At 65.6% G+C, this 17031-nt stretch carries 17 protein-coding genes; 8 read left to right on the top strand and 9 right to left on the bottom strand.

Features of this window, described 5'->3' with window-relative positions:
• Positions 1 to 668: ribonuclease activity regulator RraA (locus ACO6D5_RS22370; protein WP_485826576.1), on the top strand; the 668-nt coding region annotated here is incomplete at its 5' end.
• A gap of 59 nt (positions 669 to 727) precedes the next feature.
• A complete protein-coding gene (locus ACO6D5_RS22365) occupies positions 728 to 1717 on the top strand; it encodes a Bug family tripartite tricarboxylate transporter substrate binding protein (protein ID WP_485826575.1) in 990 nt (329 codons plus the stop codon).
• A 23-nt stretch (positions 1718 to 1740) separates the two neighbouring features.
• Here ACO6D5_RS22365 and ACO6D5_RS22360 read toward each other — a convergent pair whose 3' ends face one another.
• The gene (locus ACO6D5_RS22360; RefSeq protein ID WP_485826574.1) at positions 1741 to 2697 is read right to left on the bottom strand and encodes a Bug family tripartite tricarboxylate transporter substrate binding protein; all 957 of its coding nucleotides are present in this window, start codon (positions 2695 to 2697) and stop codon (positions 1741 to 1743) included.
• Between the two features lie 23 nt (positions 2698 to 2720).
• Positions 2721 to 3623: a dihydrodipicolinate synthase family protein gene (locus tag ACO6D5_RS22355; protein ID WP_485826573.1), complete on the bottom strand. Its 903-nt coding sequence runs from the start codon at positions 3621 to 3623 to the stop codon at positions 2721 to 2723.
• Positions 3624 to 3972: 349 nt separating this feature from the next.
• Here ACO6D5_RS22355 and ACO6D5_RS22350 point away from each other — a divergent pair, with 349 nt between their 5' ends.
• Positions 3973 to 4632, top strand: coding sequence for a GntR family transcriptional regulator (locus tag ACO6D5_RS22350; protein WP_485826578.1), 660 nt, complete (start codon positions 3973 to 3975; stop codon positions 4630 to 4632).
• 32 nt (positions 4633 to 4664) lie between these two features.
• Here ACO6D5_RS22350 and ACO6D5_RS22345 read toward each other — a convergent pair whose 3' ends face one another.
• The gene (locus ACO6D5_RS22345; RefSeq protein ID WP_315846251.1) at positions 4665 to 5651 is read right to left on the bottom strand and encodes a tripartite tricarboxylate transporter substrate-binding protein; all 987 of its coding nucleotides are present in this window, start codon (positions 5649 to 5651) and stop codon (positions 4665 to 4667) included.
• Between the two features lie 87 nt (positions 5652 to 5738).
• Positions 5739 to 6863, bottom strand: a complete 1125-nt coding sequence (locus ACO6D5_RS22340; protein ID WP_485826572.1) for a muconate/chloromuconate family cycloisomerase — start codon at positions 6861 to 6863, stop codon at positions 5739 to 5741.
• 107 nt (positions 6864 to 6970) lie between these two features.
• Here ACO6D5_RS22340 and ACO6D5_RS22335 point away from each other — a divergent pair, with 107 nt between their 5' ends.
• The 3 genes from ACO6D5_RS22335 (at position 6971) to ACO6D5_RS22325 (ending at position 9831) form a co-directional block, all read left to right on the top strand.
• Positions 6971 to 7852: a LysR family transcriptional regulator gene (locus ACO6D5_RS22335; RefSeq protein WP_485826571.1), complete on the top strand. Its 882-nt coding sequence runs from the start codon at positions 6971 to 6973 to the stop codon at positions 7850 to 7852.
• 77 nt (positions 7853 to 7929) lie between these two features.
• Positions 7930 to 9117 (top strand): FUSC family protein, encoded by a 1188-nt coding sequence (locus ACO6D5_RS22330; RefSeq protein ID WP_485826570.1) that lies wholly within the window; start codon positions 7930 to 7932, stop codon positions 9115 to 9117.
• A gap of 33 nt (positions 9118 to 9150) precedes the next feature.
• On the top strand, positions 9151 to 9831 hold the full coding sequence (locus tag ACO6D5_RS22325) for a class I SAM-dependent methyltransferase (protein ID WP_485826569.1): 681 nt from the start codon (positions 9151 to 9153) through the stop codon (positions 9829 to 9831).
• A gap of 15 nt (positions 9832 to 9846) precedes the next feature.
• Here the strand turns inward: ACO6D5_RS22325 and ACO6D5_RS22320 are convergent, their stop codons facing one another.
• The 4 genes from ACO6D5_RS22320 to ACO6D5_RS22305 form a co-directional block, all read right to left on the bottom strand.
• The gene (locus tag ACO6D5_RS22320) at positions 9847 to 11028 is read right to left on the bottom strand and encodes a hypothetical protein (protein ID WP_485826568.1); all 1182 of its coding nucleotides are present in this window, start codon (positions 11026 to 11028) and stop codon (positions 9847 to 9849) included.
• 107 nt (positions 11029 to 11135) lie between these two features.
• Positions 11136 to 11639, bottom strand: a complete 504-nt coding sequence (locus tag ACO6D5_RS22315) for a hypothetical protein (RefSeq protein WP_315846257.1) — start codon at positions 11637 to 11639, stop codon at positions 11136 to 11138.
• 43 nt (positions 11640 to 11682) lie between these two features.
• The gene (locus ACO6D5_RS22310) at positions 11683 to 12588 is read right to left on the bottom strand and encodes a hypothetical protein (protein ID WP_485826567.1); all 906 of its coding nucleotides are present in this window, start codon (positions 12586 to 12588) and stop codon (positions 11683 to 11685) included.
• Between the two features lie 206 nt (positions 12589 to 12794).
• Entirely contained in the window at positions 12795 to 13733 is a 939-nt protein-coding gene (locus ACO6D5_RS22305) for a GlxA family transcriptional regulator (RefSeq protein WP_315846259.1), read from the bottom strand.
• A gap of 144 nt (positions 13734 to 13877) precedes the next feature.
• Here ACO6D5_RS22305 and ACO6D5_RS22300 point away from each other — a divergent pair, with 144 nt between their 5' ends.
• Both ACO6D5_RS22300 and ACO6D5_RS22295 read left to right on the top strand, forming a co-directional pair.
• Positions 13878 to 14678, top strand: a complete 801-nt coding sequence (locus tag ACO6D5_RS22300) for an SDR family NAD(P)-dependent oxidoreductase (protein ID WP_485826566.1) — start codon at positions 13878 to 13880, stop codon at positions 14676 to 14678.
• Positions 14679 to 14680: 2 nt separating this feature from the next.
• Positions 14681 to 15394 carry an SDR family oxidoreductase gene (locus ACO6D5_RS22295; protein ID WP_485826565.1) on the top strand — a complete coding sequence of 238 codons (714 nt, stop codon included), beginning with the start codon at positions 14681 to 14683 and terminating at the stop codon, positions 15392 to 15394.
• A 39-nt stretch (positions 15395 to 15433) separates the two neighbouring features.
• Here ACO6D5_RS22295 and ACO6D5_RS22290 read toward each other — a convergent pair whose 3' ends face one another.
• Positions 15434 to 16777 carry an MFS transporter gene (locus ACO6D5_RS22290; protein WP_315846262.1) on the bottom strand — a complete coding sequence of 448 codons (1344 nt, stop codon included), beginning with the start codon at positions 16775 to 16777 and terminating at the stop codon, positions 15434 to 15436.
• Positions 16778 to 17031 lie beyond the last annotated feature (254 nt).

The raw sequence follows: 17031 nt of genomic DNA, 5'->3' as shown, positions 1-17031 counted from the left end.
CCACGCTGTGCACGGCCCTGTTCAAGCGCGGCCTGCGCAACCAGTTCATCCAGGACGTGCGCCCGCTGAATGCCAATCTGCCGAATATGGTCGGCCCGGCGTTCACCCTGCGCTATATCCCCGCCCGTGAAGACCTGAACACCATCAAGGTGTTCGAGGACCGTTCGCACCCGCAGCGCGTGGCGGTCGAGACCTGCCCGGAAGGCGCGGTGCTGGTCATGGACAGCCGCAAGGACGCGCGTGCCGCATCCGCAGGATCGATCCTGGTCACGCGGTTGATGAAACGCGGCGTGGCGGGCGTAGTCACTGATGGCGGTTTCCGCGATTCGCCCGAGATCGCCGAACTGGGCTTTGCCGCCTATCACCATCGGCCATCGGCGCCGACCAACCTGACGCTGCATCAGGCGCTGGACATCAACGCGCCCATCGGCTGCGGCGACGTGGCGGTGTGGCCCGGCGACATCGTGGTGGGCGACCGGGAGGGCGTCGTGGTCATCCCCGCGCACCTTGCCGACGAGATCTCGATCGAGGCCGTGGAGATGACCGCGTTCGAGGACTTCGTGACCAGCCAGGTGCGGGAAGGCGCGTCGATCCTGGGCCTGTATCCGCCCACCGACCCTGGCACCAAAGACAAATTCGCCGCCTGGCGCAAAGAACAGGGCCGCTGAGCCTTGGCGCCGGCCGCCCGGCCGGCGACCCATACCTATAAATCAAGGCAGGAGACAACATGAAACCACAACGACGCAGCGCGTTGGGCGCGCTGCTGGCTGGCGCTGTCCTCGGAATGCTGGCCATGCCGGCCAGCGCCGCCGACTGGCCCGCCCAGAAGCCGATTTCCTATGTGGTGCCGTTCACGGTCGGCGGTTCGACCGACGTGGTGGGACGCGTGCTGGCCCAGAAGCTGGGCGATCGCCTGCACCAGAACGTCATCGTCGAAAACAAGCCGGGCGCAGCCGGTGGCATCGGCGCGACCTATGTGGCCAAGGCGCCGCCCGACGGCTACACGCTGTTCGGCGGCACCATCAGCACGCACGCCATCAACGCCAGCCTGTACAAGAACTTGAAGTACGACCCGGTGAAGGACTTCGAGCCGGTGTCCTTGATCGCCTACCTGCCCAATGTGCTGCTGGTGGACCCCAATCTGGGCGTGAACTCGGTCGCCGACCTGATCGCCTTGCTCAAGCGTGACCCGAACAAACGCACGTTTGCGTCGTCCGGCGCGGGCACTTCCACGCACCTGGCCGGTGAACTCTTTTCCAGCATGATCGGCGTGCCGCTCACGCACGTGCCGTACAAGGGCACGCCGCCCGCGATGGTGGATGTGTCCTCCGGCGCGGTGACTTTCATGTTCGATCAGATGACGGCGGCCTTGCCGCTGTTGCAGACGGGCAAGCTCAAGCTGTTGGCCGTCACGACCAAGGACCGCATTTCGTTGGCGCCCGAGGTGCCGACCATGCAGGAGGCCGGCGTGCCGGGCTTCCAGATGGCATCCTGGCAGGCAGTCTACGCGCCCAAGGGCACGCCCAAGCCGATCCTGGACAAGCTGGCGCAGGAAATCGCGGTCATCTTGAAAGAACCCGACGTCCAGGAAAAGCTGGGCAAGACCATGGGCATGGAACTCGTGGGCAGCACCCCGGACGAGTTGCGCGCCTTGATGGCCACCGAGATCCCCCGTTGGGCCGAAGTCGTGAAGACGTCCGGCGCAACGGTGGAATGATGCGCTAGAGGGCCCGGCTGGACTTACGGTTTCAGGTTCAGCTTGGGCACCAGCGTGTTGAAAGCCTGCTCCTGGCGCGCCACATCGGCGGCGAACTGCGGCTGGTCGGCATAGGACGGCGTCAGGTTCTGCTTGCGCATCAGGCTTTGGAATTCCTTGGATTGCGCTACTTGGCTGGCCGCAGAGCGCCATTTCGCCACCGCGTCCGCCGGAGCGGACTTGGGCAGGCCGATGCCGCGCCATACGCTGAATTGCAGGTCGGCGCCGCGTTCCTTCATGGTGGGCACGGCAGGCAGGTTTTCCAGCCGTTGCGGTGCCATCACGGCAAGCGTGCGCAGCTTGCCGGTGTCGACGTGCTGCTGCAACTCGGCGTAGGCGACCGTGGTGGCCTGCACGTCGCCCGACAGCAGGCCCATGATGGCGGGCGCCGACCCTTGATAGGGCACGTGCACGAATTTCACGCCGGTCTGTTCGCCCAGCGCCGCGGCCGCCATGTGCGGCACGGTGCCGATGCCGGCATTGGACACGGCCACCCGCTCCGGGTTCTTCTTCGCGTATTCCAGGAATTCTTCCACCGTCTTCCACGGCGCATCGGCGCGCACCGTCACCGAAGACGGGTCGTCGGTGAAGCGCGCGATTGGCTGGAAGTCGTTGACCGTCGTCTTGCCGATGCCCATCAGCGGAACCACCAGCATTTCCGGCGTCATCAGGACGAGCTTGTAGCCGTCGGGCTGCGCGTTGGCCACGTACGCCCAGCCGATGGAGCCGCTTGCGCCGGGCTTGTTTATCACCACCGTGGGCTGCGCCAGCAGCGGGGGGCGCACCGCTTCGGCGATGGCGCGGGCGGTGTTGTCGCTGCCGCCGCCAGGCTGGTAGGCGACCACCAGTTCCATGGGGCGGGTCGGATAATCCGCAGCATGGGCGGCGGACTGGGCAATCAGGGCGCTGATGATCAGCGCGGGTAGGCGGATGAGTCGCATGGTGGCGGTTCCGGAATCAGTGATCAGTAACCCAGGGCGGACAGGTCCGCAAGTGTCTGTTTGGTGATGGCGATGGTGCGTTCGCGTTCGGCGCCCGCCAGATCCAGGCGCGGCGGCTTGACGGCTTCGGCGCTGCCGGTGATCAGGTGCTCGGCCAGCTTGATGTGCTGCACCAGCTTGACCACGGTATCCAGGTGGAACAGCGGCGTCAGCGCCGCGTACAGCTTGCGGGCTCGCACGAAATCGCCCTCGGCGGCCAGGCGCAGCAAATCGACGGAAGCCTTGGGGACGGCGTTGGCCATGCCAGACACCCAGGCGGTCACGCCCAGCGCGGCGCTTTCCAGAATCAGGTCGTCCACCCCGCACACCACGGCCAGGCGGTCGCCGAAACGGGTGATCAGATCGGTCACGCGGGTCGTGTCGTAGGACTCTTCCTTGATGGCGACGATGGTCGGCGATTCCAGCAATTCGGCCACCACGTCCGGCGTCAGGTCGACGCCGTAGCCGCGCGGGTTGTTGTACAGCAGGATGGGCAGGGCAGTGGCCTGTGCCACCGTGCGGTAGAAGGCGACCGTTTCACGGTTGTCCGACTTGTAGGTCAGGCCGGGGAACACCATCAAGCCGTTCACGCCGATCTTCTCGGCTTCCTGTGCGAACGCCGCGGCACGCGCCGTGCCGGTTTCGGCAACGCCCGAGATGACCGGCACGCGTCCGCGCACCGTTTCCACGGCCGTGCGCAAGACCGTCAGTTTCTCGTCCGGCGACAACTGGGCGTTCTCACCCACCATGCCCATCATCACGACGCCGCCCACCCCATTGTCGATCAGCCGCTCCAGGCCTTGGCGCAACGCGTCCAGGTCCAGCGAGAAGTCGGGGTTCAGTTTGGTGGTGACGGCGGGAAAAACGCCTTTCCATTGAATGCTCATGCTGCGGCTCCTGATGCGTGGCCGCCTGCTGCGAATCAGGCGGATATTGGTTATTGGATATTGGATCCAAAAATAAAAGGCCAAAAAAACGAGGCGACTGGCCTCGAACCGGCACGCCCCGTAGGGACGGCGGTACCAACTGGATCATGGATCCAATATACTCGTATTAAAAGGGCTGCGGGTACCGGCTGTCTCTCGGGGTTTTCCTGGGCACAACCGGCCCGGCGCCGGTGTTCCCATGTCGCTCGGCGTCTGTCGGGCGGCCCAACCAGGCAGGTTTTACGTGTCCCAGAATTCGCCGCTGTCCGTTTCTCCGCCCCATCCCCAGACCGCCTCCGACGGCCGGCTTGTGCGCAAGACCGCCGTCGATCTGGTGGTGGATGCATTGCGCGACCGCATCCTCTCCGGCCTCATCCCGCCCGGTTCGGCGCTGCGTCAGGAGTTGTTCGCGGAAGAGCTGGGCGTGAGCCGGCTGCCGGTGCGCGAGGCCATCCGCCAGCTCAGCGCTGAAGGGCTGATCGACATGATCCCGCACCGCGGCGCCTATGTGTCGATGCTGTCGCGCACGGAAGTGCAGGAGTTTTTCGATATCCGCATGCGGCTGGAACCGTGGCTGTTCCGCCTTGCCGTGCATCAGCGTGACGACGGCGATCTGGATCGTGCAGAACAAGTGGTGACGCAGATGGATGCAGCGGCGCCCGAGCAGTGGGGGCGCTTGAACTGGCAGCTGCATGAACTGCTTTACCGATCCGCGCAACGGCCGGCGGCACTTGGCATGGTCCGCGCGCTGCACGAAAAATCCGAGCGCTATTTCCGCTTCCAGATCGTCAATGCCCCGATCCGTCAGCAGGCCCACGACGAGCACCGGGAATTGATCGCGTTAAGCCGCCAGGGCCAGGCGGAAAAGGCCGAGGCCGCGCTGGAGCGGCACATCGGGCAAGCGGCCGAACAGATCCTGGCCATTGTCGATCATCTGCTGGATGCGACGGCAACGCTTGCGCCGGCCTGAGGTGTCGGGGCGGGCAGGCCCGCCCCGGTGCCTCAGTTGATCTTGATGTTGCGTTCCTTGACCAGGGTCTTCCACTGCTGGGTTTCCTTGGCCAGATGGTCGCGCAGCGCGTCCGGGCTGCTTCCGATCGACTCCGCGCCGATCGAATCCAGGGTTGCTTTCACCTTCGGCTCAGCCAGCGCATTGCGCATCGCCTCGTTCAGCTTGGCCACCACTTCCGGCGGCGTGCCGGCGGGGGCGAACGCCGCGAACCAGGGCATCAGCTCGTACCCAGGCACGCCGGCTTCCTGCAGGGTCGGCACGTCGGGCAGGGCGGCGGAGCGCTTGGTGGTGGTGACGGCCAGCGCGCGCAGCTTGCCGCTGGCCACATGCGGCTTGGCGGACGTGATGCTGTCGAACATGTAGTCCACCTGGCCGCCCAGCAAGTCGGCCACGGCCGGACCGCTGCCCTTGTAGGGCACGTGCAGCATGTCGACGCCCGTCATCGATACGAAGAGTTCGCCCGCCAGGTGGATCGACGTGCCCACGCCGGCCGACGCGTAGGTGTAGTGGTTGGGCTGGGCTTTCGCCTTGGCGATCACGTCCTGCACGCTGGTCGCGCCGGTGCGCGCGGGATTGGTGACCAGCACGTTGGGCACTACGGCCAGCAGCGAGATCGGCGTGAAGTCCTTGATGGGGTCGTAGTTCAGGTCGGCGTACAGCGCCGGGTTGACGGCCATGCCGTTGGCCACGATCAGGATCGTATAGCCGTCGGGCTTGGAGCGTGCGACGGTGGCCGCGCCGATGTTGCCGCCGGCGCCCGCGCGGTTCTCGACGATGAAGGACGTGTTCAGCTGCTTGCCCATGGATTCGCCCAGCGTACGGGCGATGCTGTCCATGGCGCCTCCAGGCGGGAAGGGCACGACCCACTTGACCGGCCGGTCGGGGTAGCTGTCGGCCAGGGCGGCGGACGCGCCGCCCAAGAGCGACAGGGCCAGGACGGCGCGGGCAAAGGGTTTGAATACATGGCGCATGCGCATGGTTGTCTCCGTGATGCTTGAATTATTGTGGGTGCGCCCTTCAAGGCGGGCGCGGCCGGGTATCGTGGTTTGCGTGCCTGCGGGCCGTCAGCGGTCCCGCCGGTAGAAATTCAGTTTGTCTTCGTCCAGCGTCAGCCCCAGGCCGGGGCCGTCGGGAAGTTCCAGTTCAAAATCGGCATAGCGCGGCGGGTTGGCGACGATGTCGTCCTTCAGCAGCAGCGGGCCGAACAGCTCGGTGCCCCAGGACAGGCGGGGCAGGCAGGCAAAGCCATGCGCCGACGCGATCGACCCCACCGAGCCTTCCAGCATCGTGCCGCCGTACAGCGACATGCCGGCGGCATCGCCCACGGCCGCGGTGCGCAGCATCTCATACAGCCCCCCCGACTTGGCGATCTTCAGCGCAAGCACGTCGGCCGCGCCTTGGCGCGCGATGTCCAGCGCGTCCTCGGGGCCATTCACGGCTTCGTCCGCCATGATGGGCACGACGAAGCGGGCGGCCAGCCGGGCCATGCCCGCCAGGTTGGCACGCGGGATGGGTTGTTCGATCAGGTCCACGCCGGCCGCCTCCAGGCGCGCGATGGCGCCGGCGGCGTCGGCCTCGTTCCAGGCCTGGTTCACGTCGACCGTCACGCGGGCGCGGTCGCCCAGCGCCTGCTTGATGCGCGACACGTGCGCCACGTCTTCCGACACGGCGCGGCGGCCCACTTTCAGCTTGAACGTGTTGTGGCGGCGGCTTTGCAGCAGGGATTCCGCTTCTTCGATGTCGCGGGCGGTGTCGCCGCTGGCCAGGGTCCACAGCACCGGCATGCGGGTGCGCACGGCGCCGCCCAGCAGGGTCGACACCGGCACGTTCAGCCGCTTGCCCTGGGCGTCCAACAGCGCGGTTTCCAGCGCGGACTTGGCGAAGCGGTTGCCGCGCGCCACCTTTTCCAGGCGCTGCATGGCCGCATGGATGTTGGTCGCGTCCAGGCCGGCCAAAGCCGGAGCCAGATAGGTATCGATCGCCAGCTTGATGCCTTCGGGGCTTTCTTCGCCGTAAGACAGGCCGCCAATGGTAGTGGCTTCGCCGATGCCTTCGATGCCGTCGCTGCAGGTCAGGCGCACGATGACCAGCGTTTGCCGCTGCATGACCGCCATGGCCAGTTGATGGGCGCGGATGGTGGGCAGATCCACCAGAATGGCTTCAACCGAGAGAATGCTTGCCGGATTCATACTTTTATTGCCAGAAATTAAGCGATGATGCCAGTATGGCTTGCGCTTTCCCTTTGAGTCCAAGACTATATGGGTACCTATTCATACCTATGAAGTCTAAATAAGCCATGCAACTCAGACACCTGCGCTACTTCCAGGCCGTGGCGGAAGAGGGCAGCTTCACGCGCGCGGCCGCGCGCCTGCACATCGCCCAGCCGCCGCTAAGCCGTCAGATCCGCCAGTTCGAGGAAGAACTGGGCGTGCAGCTGTTCGAACGCACCACCCGCGCCTTGCGGTTGACCGAAGCCGGCCGCTTCCTGCTGGAACAATCCCGGCTGCTGACCGCCCGCCTGGAGGAAGTGCTGGAGGGCACGCGCCGGCTGGGGCAAACGCAGCGGCGCTGGTTCGGCATCGGCTTTGTGCCGTCGACCCTCTATGGCTTCGTGCCAGAACTGATCCGCCAACTGCGTAGCGCCGATCCGCGGGTGGAGGTGGGCTTGACGGAAATGACGACGCTGCCGCAACTGGAAGCGTTGAAGGCAGGGCGCATCGACTTGGGTATCGGCCGGATCCTGCTGGATGATCCGGCGATCGAACGTCGGGTGCTCATGACCGAGCCGCTGATGGCCGCCGTGCCGCTGCATCATCCGTTGGCGGCAATGGGCAGCGTGTCGGTGGAGCGCTTGGCGCAAGAGCCGTTCGTGCTGTATCCCGCCAGGCCGCGGCCAAACTTCGCGGACCATGTGCTGGGGCTGTTCCGTGCCGCGGGCTACGCGTTGCAGGTCGTGCAGGAGGCCAACGAGTTGCAGACCGCGATCGGCCTGGTGGCGGCCGGGCTGGGCGTGTCGGTGGTGCCGGCCTCGGTGCAGCGCTTGCAACGGCAGGATGTGGCCCACGTGCGGATCGAAGGCGACGCGTTCGTGTCGCCGGTCATCGTGAGCTACCGCAAGGATGACCAGTCCGCGTTCCTGCACCGCGCGTTGGCGCTGGCCGCGGGATTGGCGAAGTAGCGGAAATCGGGTCGCGAATGCAGAGGGGCCAGGCCGATTGATGCCGTGCTTGCCCGGGCGGAGGGCCGGGCGCTAGGATGAACGCGATGAACCTGGCCAGCACGTTGTTGCGCACCTGCCGGGCGGCCGTTTCCGCGTTGATGCGTGAACTGGCCGCCTGGAGGCCGTCGCGGGACCGCGCGATCTTCAGCGCCGAAGCGGTGCTTTCGGTGGCGCTAGCCGTCGCGCTGGCCAACGCCTTGCACCTTTCCTACACGTGGTGGGCCGCGATCAGCGGCTTTGCCGTGATGCAGACCAGTTTTGCGGGGTCGGTGGAGCGCGCCGCGCATCGCGTGATAGGCACCTTGGCCGGCGCGGCGCTGGGTGCCGTCGCCGGGCCGTTGATCGGCGACCGCCCCTGGCTGTTCGTGCCGGCGCTGGGCGTGATCGGCGGCGTGGCGGCGTATTACGCCAACGGGTCCAAGGCGCCTTACGCCTGGATGCTGGGCGGGGTGACTGCCCTGATGGTGACCTACGAAGCGCATAGGTTGAATTCGCTGGAATCGACGGCGGTGTTCGCCGCGCTGCGGGCCGCCGAGGTCGTGGTGGGCACGCTGGCTTGCGTCTTGGTGGCCTGCGTGTTCCATTTCGGGCCGCAGTGGTATCGGCGGATCCGGCCGCCGGCCGCGTCGGCAACGGCCTTCGGCGGGGGCGAGGGCTCGGCGCCGGCTGCGGCAAGCCCGGGGCCGTCGGCGGAATCGCTGCGACGCAACCGCCTGGTGCTGGGCATGCAGGGCGCCCTGGCCATTGTCTTGCTTGCGGCAGCCACCTATTTCCTGGACATGCCCGGTTTTGCGCAATCACTGGTGACGGCGATTGCCGTGCTGATACTGCCGGCCGGCAAACTGGTGGATGGAACGCGTCAGCCCATCATCGAAAAAATGGTGCAACGCGTGATCGGTTGCCTGCTGGCCGGCGCCCTGGGCATGGCATTGTTGCCCGCAACGCAGGGGCAAGCCGTGCTGTCCATGCTGGTGTTGTCCCTGGGCGTCTGGGCGGGGTGCCATGTGCAGTCCGGGCCGCAGGGCGCCAGCTATGTCGGCCGCCAGTTCACCATCGCGTTCATCATGGTGTTCGTGCAAGACCACCAGTGGGCAAACGATCCGATGCCCGCGTTGCTACGGCTGTCGGGCATTCTTTCCGGCATCGCGGTGCTGGCGGCGGTGATGCTTGCCACCCGCCGCCTGAAAGGCGAATTCATCTTGCCATCGCGCCATTTGCGATAGCATCGACGGTTTCGATTCTGCCCAGTCGCGTCGATGACCACATTCTCCGATCCCATGGCGGTTGCCCGGTACGCCGAAGGTCCCGTCAAGCAGGTCCCGGGCTTTCTCGCGCTTCAGCAAATGGCGGCGTTGCTGCTGGCCGAAGCCGTCCCCGACGATGGCCGCGTCCTGGTGCTGGGCGCCGGGGGCGGGTTGGAGCTGAAGGTATTTGCCGACGCGCACGCCGGATGGCGCTTTGTGGGCGTGGATCCCTCCGCGCCGATGCTGGCGCTGGCGCAGGCGACGCTGGGTCCGCAGGCCGAACGTGCCGATCTGCATGAGGGGTATGTCGATTCGGCGCCGTCAGGGCCGTTCGATGCCGCGACGTGCCTCTTGACGCTGCATTTCCTGGCTGCGGACGAACGCCTGCATACGCTCAAGGAGTTGCGCCGCCGCTTGAAACCGGGAGCGCCGCTGGTTGTCGCGCACCATAGCTTTGCGCAGACGGCGCGCGAGAAAAAGCGCTGGCTGGATCGGTATGCGGCGTTCGGGGCTGCCTCTGGCATTCCGGCGGCCAACGCCAGGAATGCCAGCGAGGCAATCAGTGCCCGGCTTCCGCTATTGACGCCCGAAGAAGACGTCGCGCTGCTGCTCGAAGCCGGTTTCGAATCGGTTGAATTGTTCTACGCGGGCTTCACGTTCAAAGGCTGGGTCGCTTATTGCCCCGACGCCTGAAGCGGCCGGGCGGGATCAGGCCGCGATCGACCACAAAGGCAGCGGCGTCGGGTACTCCGGCAGCGCAATGTCGGCATGGCCGGGGCGCACCCAGCGCACCCGTTCGCGCGTTGCGTCGATGCAGCCGCCTTGTTCATAGACGCCTTGCGGGTCGCGGATCCGGGTCATGCGCGCCAGGACGTCTGCCGTGGCCTGGGGATCAGCCAGGGTCTGCCTGACGCGATCCTTGACGATGCTTTCGTCGATGCAGGGCTTGCCGGCGGCGTCCGTGCGCAATCCATGACGCCAATGGTAGATCTCCACGCACTTCGTCGTCAGCGTGAACGGCTTGCCGCGTTCCCAGAAATTATTGAATTCGCCATTGCCCAGATAGAACACCCATGACCCCTCGTAGCCCTCGACATCTGACGAGGCGGCGTCGGGGTTGCGGAACCACAGCCGGTCGCCCGGCACGTAAAAGCGTTGGGGCAGGGGATCGGCAAGCGAGCCGTATTCGTGCAGGAAGGCTTCGTGAAAGCGGCCGGACATGACGGCGCGCGTTTCCCATTGGCGTTGCAATCGCAGGCCCAACTCGGGATTGGCCTGTTGCAGTTCCTGCGCAATGCCAAGGACCGTCACGTATTCCGTGGCCCGGTAGCACGAGAACGCATACAACTGGCCCGAGGCCTCGGGTTGCGTGGCCTTGCGCAAGCCTTCGATCAGCGACTGTCCCGGCAGCACGGTAAAGCCGCGCGCCTCGTCGTAGGTCCAGTAGTCGGATGGCCGTTCGGCGTGCTCGGTGTCGAAGGCCAACGCGGTTTTGCGGGCGGCCTGGACGATATAGCGGCGGATGCGTACCGCCGATTCCAGTTCCGCGATGGAGGGAAACGAAAACGCTACCGGGCTGGCCAGCATCGCCAACACGATCTCGCGGTCCAGGTCGGTGTCGTTCGTGTGCGGGCACAGGTTCAATGCCTGCGCGACGCCCGTCGTGTCGTGGTCCGGCATGCAGGCCGCGGCAAAGGCGGCGTTAAGCCATGCTTGCGCGCCCGGCGCGGCGCCGGCTACGCCCGAACAGTTTGCCGTCTCGCCAAGCCCCGATCCTGACAGGAAGCGCTGGATGGCTGGTAGCGCCAAGGCGGCCTGACGGGGATCGGCCGGTGCAATACGGATGCCGCCGCGGTCGGGATGTATCGATGAAAACTGCGGGAACGGCATGACGGGCGAATCGGGAATGCGATCCGGAAATTGTAGTCATGCAGGCTTAATAACACCTTTAAGCGGATGGCGCGAAAGCGCCATCCGCGCGGGGATTCAGCGAACTGTCATTGTCCTTGCGTGGCGGCCCCGAAGCCCTGCTGCGGCCTGCCGTAGAACAGTAGCGTGCACACGATTGCGGCGGCCAGCCCGGGCAGCGCGCCCGCCTTGCCGGCATCGATGACGTAGCCCAGGCGATGCGCGCCGAAGACCGACAGGATGAAAACAAACCCGTACAGCGCGCCGGCGACGCATACCCATGCCGGCGTGCGCCAGGACGTTCGCGCGGGTTTGAAGGCGCCCGCCGTCACGCCGCACAGCACGGCGGGCATCGCGCCGAACAGATAGGCCGTGCGCACCCCGTCCAGGCTGAACAGGGTGGCCGGCAGCGAAATCGTGACCGTCACGACCAGCAAGCCGATCAGCGGGCCGATCAGCCCATATACCGCTACGCCGGCAAGCACATCCCGGATAATCGCGCGGCCCGAGTCCTGGGGGCGGCGGCGAACGCATCGATAGACGACGCTTGCGCCCGCAAGCAGCACGATCAAGGCAAGCAGGAGCAGGTTCATGGCGTCGGGGAGTGAAGGCCGCTACGCGCGTAGCGGCGGCGCGTCAGCGGCTGACGTACTGTTTGGTCTTGACGTCGAACGCGTAATTCGTGACGTCGGCGGCGCCCAGCTGGCGGGTCTTGTTCGGCCCCGAGATGGTGGTGCCGCTGGGTTTGACGGTCACACGCGGCATGTCGTTGGCGCCGTCCGCGGAGAACACCAATTCGCCCGTGCTGCTTGTGCACGGCATGACCTCGCCGTCCGCGCAGGCGGCGCTGTTGTCTTCGCCCGTCAACACGCTGCCCACGTAAGTCCAGACCTTGTTGTCGGTGTCTTGCTTCAGCCGTTCCGGATCGAATACCAGAAGGGAATAGCCGTCGCTCGTGATGCCGTTTTCGAAACTGGTGTCCGGCACGGCCAGCAATAGCTTGCCAGCGGGGGTGCGATGCTCGATCGGCTTGCGTCGCGTATCGACGTCCGGCGCTCGTTCGTACGCGCCGAATTCGCCGATGGTGTGCTCCGTGCCGCGGAATTTCCAGGGGCGTTCAGAGGCCGGATCGTTCAGCACGAAGGTCGATTCGGCGATATTGACTTGCGTCTCGGGGCCGACCTGGTCTTCGCCCGGCTTGCCGTATCTTTCCGCCGTTTCCCAAACAAACCCGGTGTAGTAGTGCTTGCCTTCGGATTCGAAGGCATGGCCAAACCAGTATGTGGCGACGCTGCCGTTTGCCACTTCATACGTCGTCTCGCCCTTGCCGTCGATCTGGTAGATGAAATACATCACCGTGGCCGCGTCGGGAGGCGTCACCGCGGCCGCCGTGGCACGGGGAATGACAGGCGCGCTGTCCTCGGCGGCGAGTGCGGGCGCCGCGGCGGCGAATACCGCGAAGGTGGAGGCAAGCAGACCCGCCACGGCGGTGCGGACGCACCGTTGGCGCATACTCGGGCTGACCTTCAGAAGGGTTCTCATGAGTTAGGAAACGTCCTGTCGAATTTCTATAAAAGCGTTTTGATTGTTTATTTCTGTATAGAACGATCGATCTTCCGGCGCAGGCCGCCATTCACTTATGTTGAAGGCCGGCAAGATATTCGGTGCGGAGGCGAGTATACGAGGCCTGTTTATTGTCCAGGCTTCACGATATTGCAGGTATTTCTAGCGTGTTACATATGCGGCGATTAACCCGTCATCCGCGCCTGGCGCCGCATGGCTTGGGGCGGCTGGCCGAATGAACGCAGGAAGGCGCGACGCATGCGTTCGCGATCCGCAAACCCGGTTTCGTCGGCGATCGTGTCCATCGACAGGCGGCCTTGCTCCATCAATACCCGGGCCGCTTCCACCCGCAGGTTCTCGACAGCTTTGGCGGGAGACTGCCCGGTCTCGGCGCGGAAGGCGCGGCTGAATTGGCGGGCACTGAGATTGGCGGCGTTGGCCATGTCTTCCACGGTCAGGGCGTGACGCAGATTCTGCTTGGCGAAGTCCAGCGCTTTTTGAATGCGGTCCGATTTCGGCTCCAGTTCCAGCAAGGCAGAAAACTGCGACTGGCCGCCTGCGCGGCGGTGGTACACGACCAGCTTGCGCGCCGTGTCGCGCGCGATCTCCGGCCCAAGGTCTTTTTCCACCATGGCCAGCGCCAGATCAATGCCGGCGCTCATCCCCGCGGAAGTCCAGACGGGGCCGTCGATGATGAAGATGCGGTCTTCTTCGACCTTCAGCTGGGGAAAGCGGGCTTGCAGCTCGCGCGCAAAGGCCCAGTGCGTGGTGGCCCGGCGGCCATCCAGCACGCCGGCCTCGGCCAGGGTGAAGGCCCCGATGCAGGGGGCCGCCACACGGCGGGCCGTGCGTACGGAACGGCGCACGAAATCCAGGATGCCCGCCGATGCCGGGTGGGGCTCCATGCCGGCGCCGATGACCACGGTGTCGAAGGACTTCCTGCCGACAGGCGTCGTGTCGACCGTGAAGCCGGCGGAAGCCCGGATGGGCCCGCCGTGCTCGGATAACAACTGGATGCGGTAATAGGCGTGGCCCGCCATCACGTTGGCGATCTCGAAGACGGTCAGGGCGGCAAAGCCCATTACCTGGAAATCGGGGAATACGACAAAACCGAGGCGTTGCATGGCGGTATCCGGTCAGGGGGATTTCCGACATCATAGCGCTGTCCTAAAAAGTGGCATATATGACCTTTAGGACAAATCCGAAATTCCTTACTCTTCCTGCATCGACGCCATTTCCGGCGTTTCATGAATCCCGAGGAGCAAGCCATGTCCCTTCAATCTTCCCCCGGCACCGCATTGGTCACGGGCGCGTCTTCCGGCATCGGCGCCGTCTATGCGCATCGCCTTGCCCGCCGTGGCTACAACCTGATCCTGGTGGCGCGCAACCGCCAGCGCCTGGATGCGCTGGCAAGCCGTCTGGCTGACGAGACCGGGCGCACGATCGAGGTCATCGCCGCCGACTTGAACGACCGGTCTGACCTGGCGCGGGTGGAAGCGGTACTGCGAACCGACGCCAGCATCACCCTGCTGGTGAACAACGCCGGGCTGGGCGCCAGCGCGCCGCTGCTGACGGCAGACGTCGACAAGATGACGGACATGATCCACCTGAACGTGACGGCGTTGACGCGGCTGACGTACGCCGCGGTGCCCGCCATGGTGGCGCGCGGCGGCGGCGCGGTGATCAACATCGCGTCCATCGTCGCGATCCATCCGGAAGTACTCAATGGCGTGTACGGCGGCAGCAAGGCGTTCGTGCTGGCGTTCAGCCAATCGCTCAAGCACGAATTGGCCGACAAGAACATCCGCATCCAGGCCGTTGCCCCGGGCGCCACCGCCACCGAATTCTGGGAAACAGCGGGCGTGCCGATGGAGCATCTGCCCCCCGGCATCGTGATGCGGGCCGAAGACATGGTGGATGCGGCCTTGGCCGGCTTCGACCAAGGCGAACTGGTCACCATCCCGGCGCTGCCGGACGCGGCGGACTGGGATGCCTACGAGGCGGCGCGCCAACACCTGATCCCGAACCTGTCCAAGCAGACCGCCGCGGCGCGCTATCAGGGAGCCTGAACATGGACATCAAGGATTCGGTGGTATTCATCACCGGCGCGAACCGCGGCCTGGGCCTGGCGTTTGCGCAGGCGGCACTCAAGCGCGGCGCCCGAAAGGTGTATGCGGGTGTCAGGACGCCGGGCAACGGCCAGACGCCGGGCATCGTTCAGGTCAAGCTGGACGTGACCGACCCGGCATCGATCGCGCAAGCGGTAGCGCAATGCGGCGATACGACGCTGCTGGTGAACAACGCCGGCATCGCCCGCCTGAACAGCAGCGTGCTGGACGCGTCGATGGTGGATCTGAGCCGCGAGATTTTCGAGACCAATTACTACGGAACAATCCGGCTCAGCCAGGCCTTCGCCCCGGTGCTGGCCGCCAATGGCGGCGGCGCGATCATCAATGTGCTGTCGGACGCCACGTGGTTTGCGCGGCCGATGCTTGCCGCGTACTCGGCATCGAAATCCGCCGCAGGGAGCTTTACCAATGCACTGCGGATTGAACTGCGCAGCCAGCAAACCGCGGTGCTGGGCTTGCATGTCAGCTTCATGGATACCGACATGACGCACGGCTTCGACATGAAGAAGACCGGCCCCGGCGTGGTGGCCGAGGCGGCCCTGGCCGGAATCGAGGCCGGCCACGAAGAGGTGCTGGCCGATGAATTCACGCGCGACGTGAAGGGCAGCCTGGCGTCCGCCCAGGCGATCTACCTGGATCCGCCGGAAATCGCTTGAGTCCGGGCAGGGACCCGCGGCGGCCGCCGGCCGGACGGGTCAGCCACCGCCCGACACCGGCGGCGTTTCCTGCGCCGCCGACAGCACGGGTTCCGCCGCGTCCATGCCGGGGACCACATTGGTCAGGTCTTCGGTCATTTCATGGTCCAGGGCGCCCTGGACCAGATCCTCGGTGACGCGCAGCTCGACGCCGGCGGGCGACATCTGGGCGGCTGCGGCAAAGGGCGCGACGGGCGACGGGGCAGGGCGTTCGCGGCGGCGCCACATGAAGAAGGCCATCAGGCTCACGTTCAGCACGGCGAAACACCAGAACAGCCCGGCTGCGCCGTACTTCGCCATCACCTGTGAAATTGCCAGCGGGCTCAGCGCCGACCCCAGCGAATTGATCAGCAACAAGCCCTGGATCATTCGCACAAGGGCATCCGCGGGGGCACGGTCCGCGGCGTGGCTGACCGCTACGGGATAGATGGCGAACACGCCGCCGCCCAACAGGAACAGCAACACGATCAGCAGCGGCGAACCGGCCGGCAGCAGCAGGATCAACAGGCTCAATACCGTGCAGAAAACCGCCAGGGCGATCAGCACGACCTGGCGGTCGCGCAGGTCTGACCAGCGGCCAACGGGATACTGCAGCACCATCGCGCCCAGGATCACGGCGCCCATCATCTTGCCCACCTCGGCCACGTCCAGGCCGATGCGCTGCAGGTACAGCGGCAGCAAGGTGTAGACCGCCGCGATGGCCACCCCCGAACCGAAGCAGCCCATGACGCCGGTGGGCGTCATGCGGATCAGGTGCTGCGGCATCAATGGCTCGACGCGTTCCACCAGCGGCGAGATGCGCGGAATGATCACCATCGGCATCACCGACAACGACGCCAGCAGCCCGGCCACCATGAAGGGCGCCATGTCGCCCAGCTGCGTCAGCGCGCCCAGCTGGATCTGGCCCAGCATGCCGGAGCCGTACAGCGAGATCATGTAGAACGCCAGCAGGCGCCCGCGCATCTTCGGGTCGCCGGCCAGCAACAGCCAGCTTTCCACCACCAGGAATACGCCCACGCTTGCCCAGCCGTTGACCAGCCGCAACACGAACCACGGCCCGGCGCCGAAGATCAGGCCCTGCAGCAGCACCGTCACCGCGATCAGCGACGCAAAGCTGCTGTAGGCGCGGATATGGCCGATGCGCACGATCAGCCGGTCGTTGAAGATCGCGCCCAGCGTCAGGCCGATGAAGTACGACGACGAAATCCAGCCGATGACGGTGGCGGATTCGCCGGCCGCGTCCAGCCGAAGGGTGGTCAGGGAAGAAATGAACGCGTTGCCGATGCAGACAACGAACAAGCCAAGAAGCGGCCCCAGGACTAGAGCCAACAACTGCCGAGACATGAAATCCTCGATCGCGAAAAGCGGAAACCATCCGGCCTGGCCGGATTACTGCCATGAAAAATCAGAGGGAGGCATGGCAGGCGCGGCGCGGGCTGCGGTGTCTCTCCTGAGCGGAGGCCCAAGGGCAAAAACCGCCGGGGATTGTAGCGCCGTTCGTATACGGGGCCGTTCAGCGGGGCAGGGACCGGAGGGCCCCGTCCCGGAAATGGTCGCGCCCGGATAGCTGCGGCGGCCCGGGATTTTCCCGCGCCGAC

The sequence above is a fragment of the Achromobacter sp. genome (assembly GCF_057314935.1).
The sequence above is the reverse complement of the archived record's forward strand: the minus strand, read 5'-3'. Positions and strand labels throughout refer to the sequence as shown.

What these genes read in the sequence shown, in the direction of transcription:
- ACO6D5_RS22365 (WP_485826575.1), top strand. Translation starts at nt 728, where the DNA reads ATGAAACCACAACGACGCAGCGCGTTGGGCGCGCTGCTGGCTGGCGCT.
- ACO6D5_RS22360 (WP_485826574.1), bottom strand. Translation starts at nt 2,697, where the DNA reads ATGCGACTCATCCGCCTACCCGCGCTGATCATCAGCGCCCTGATTGCC.
- ACO6D5_RS22355 (WP_485826573.1), bottom strand. Translation starts at nt 3,623, where the DNA reads ATGAGCATTCAATGGAAAGGCGTTTTTCCCGCCGTCACCACCAAACTG.
- ACO6D5_RS22345 (WP_315846251.1), bottom strand. Translation starts at nt 5,651, where the DNA reads ATGCGCATGCGCCATGTATTCAAACCCTTTGCCCGCGCCGTCCTGGCC.
- ACO6D5_RS22340 (WP_485826572.1), bottom strand. Translation starts at nt 6,863, where the DNA reads ATGAATCCGGCAAGCATTCTCTCGGTTGAAGCCATTCTGGTGGATCTG.
- ACO6D5_RS22335 (WP_485826571.1), top strand. Translation starts at nt 6,971, where the DNA reads ATGCAACTCAGACACCTGCGCTACTTCCAGGCCGTGGCGGAAGAGGGC.
- ACO6D5_RS22330 (WP_485826570.1), top strand. Translation starts at nt 7,930, where the DNA reads ATGAACGCGATGAACCTGGCCAGCACGTTGTTGCGCACCTGCCGGGCG.
- ACO6D5_RS22325 (WP_485826569.1), top strand. Translation starts at nt 9,151, where the DNA reads ATGACCACATTCTCCGATCCCATGGCGGTTGCCCGGTACGCCGAAGGT.
- ACO6D5_RS22320 (WP_485826568.1), bottom strand. Translation starts at nt 11,028, where the DNA reads ATGCCGTTCCCGCAGTTTTCATCGATACATCCCGACCGCGGCGGCATC.
- ACO6D5_RS22315 (WP_315846257.1), bottom strand. Translation starts at nt 11,639, where the DNA reads ATGAACCTGCTCCTGCTTGCCTTGATCGTGCTGCTTGCGGGCGCAAGC.
- ACO6D5_RS22310 (WP_485826567.1), bottom strand. Translation starts at nt 12,588, where the DNA reads ATGAGAACCCTTCTGAAGGTCAGCCCGAGTATGCGCCAACGGTGCGTC.
- ACO6D5_RS22305 (WP_315846259.1), bottom strand. Translation starts at nt 13,733, where the DNA reads ATGCAACGCCTCGGTTTTGTCGTATTCCCCGATTTCCAGGTAATGGGC.
- ACO6D5_RS22300 (WP_485826566.1), top strand. Translation starts at nt 13,878, where the DNA reads ATGTCCCTTCAATCTTCCCCCGGCACCGCATTGGTCACGGGCGCGTCT.
- ACO6D5_RS22295 (WP_485826565.1), top strand. Translation starts at nt 14,681, where the DNA reads ATGGACATCAAGGATTCGGTGGTATTCATCACCGGCGCGAACCGCGGC.
- ACO6D5_RS22290 (WP_315846262.1), bottom strand. Translation starts at nt 16,777, where the DNA reads ATGTCTCGGCAGTTGTTGGCTCTAGTCCTGGGGCCGCTTCTTGGCTTG.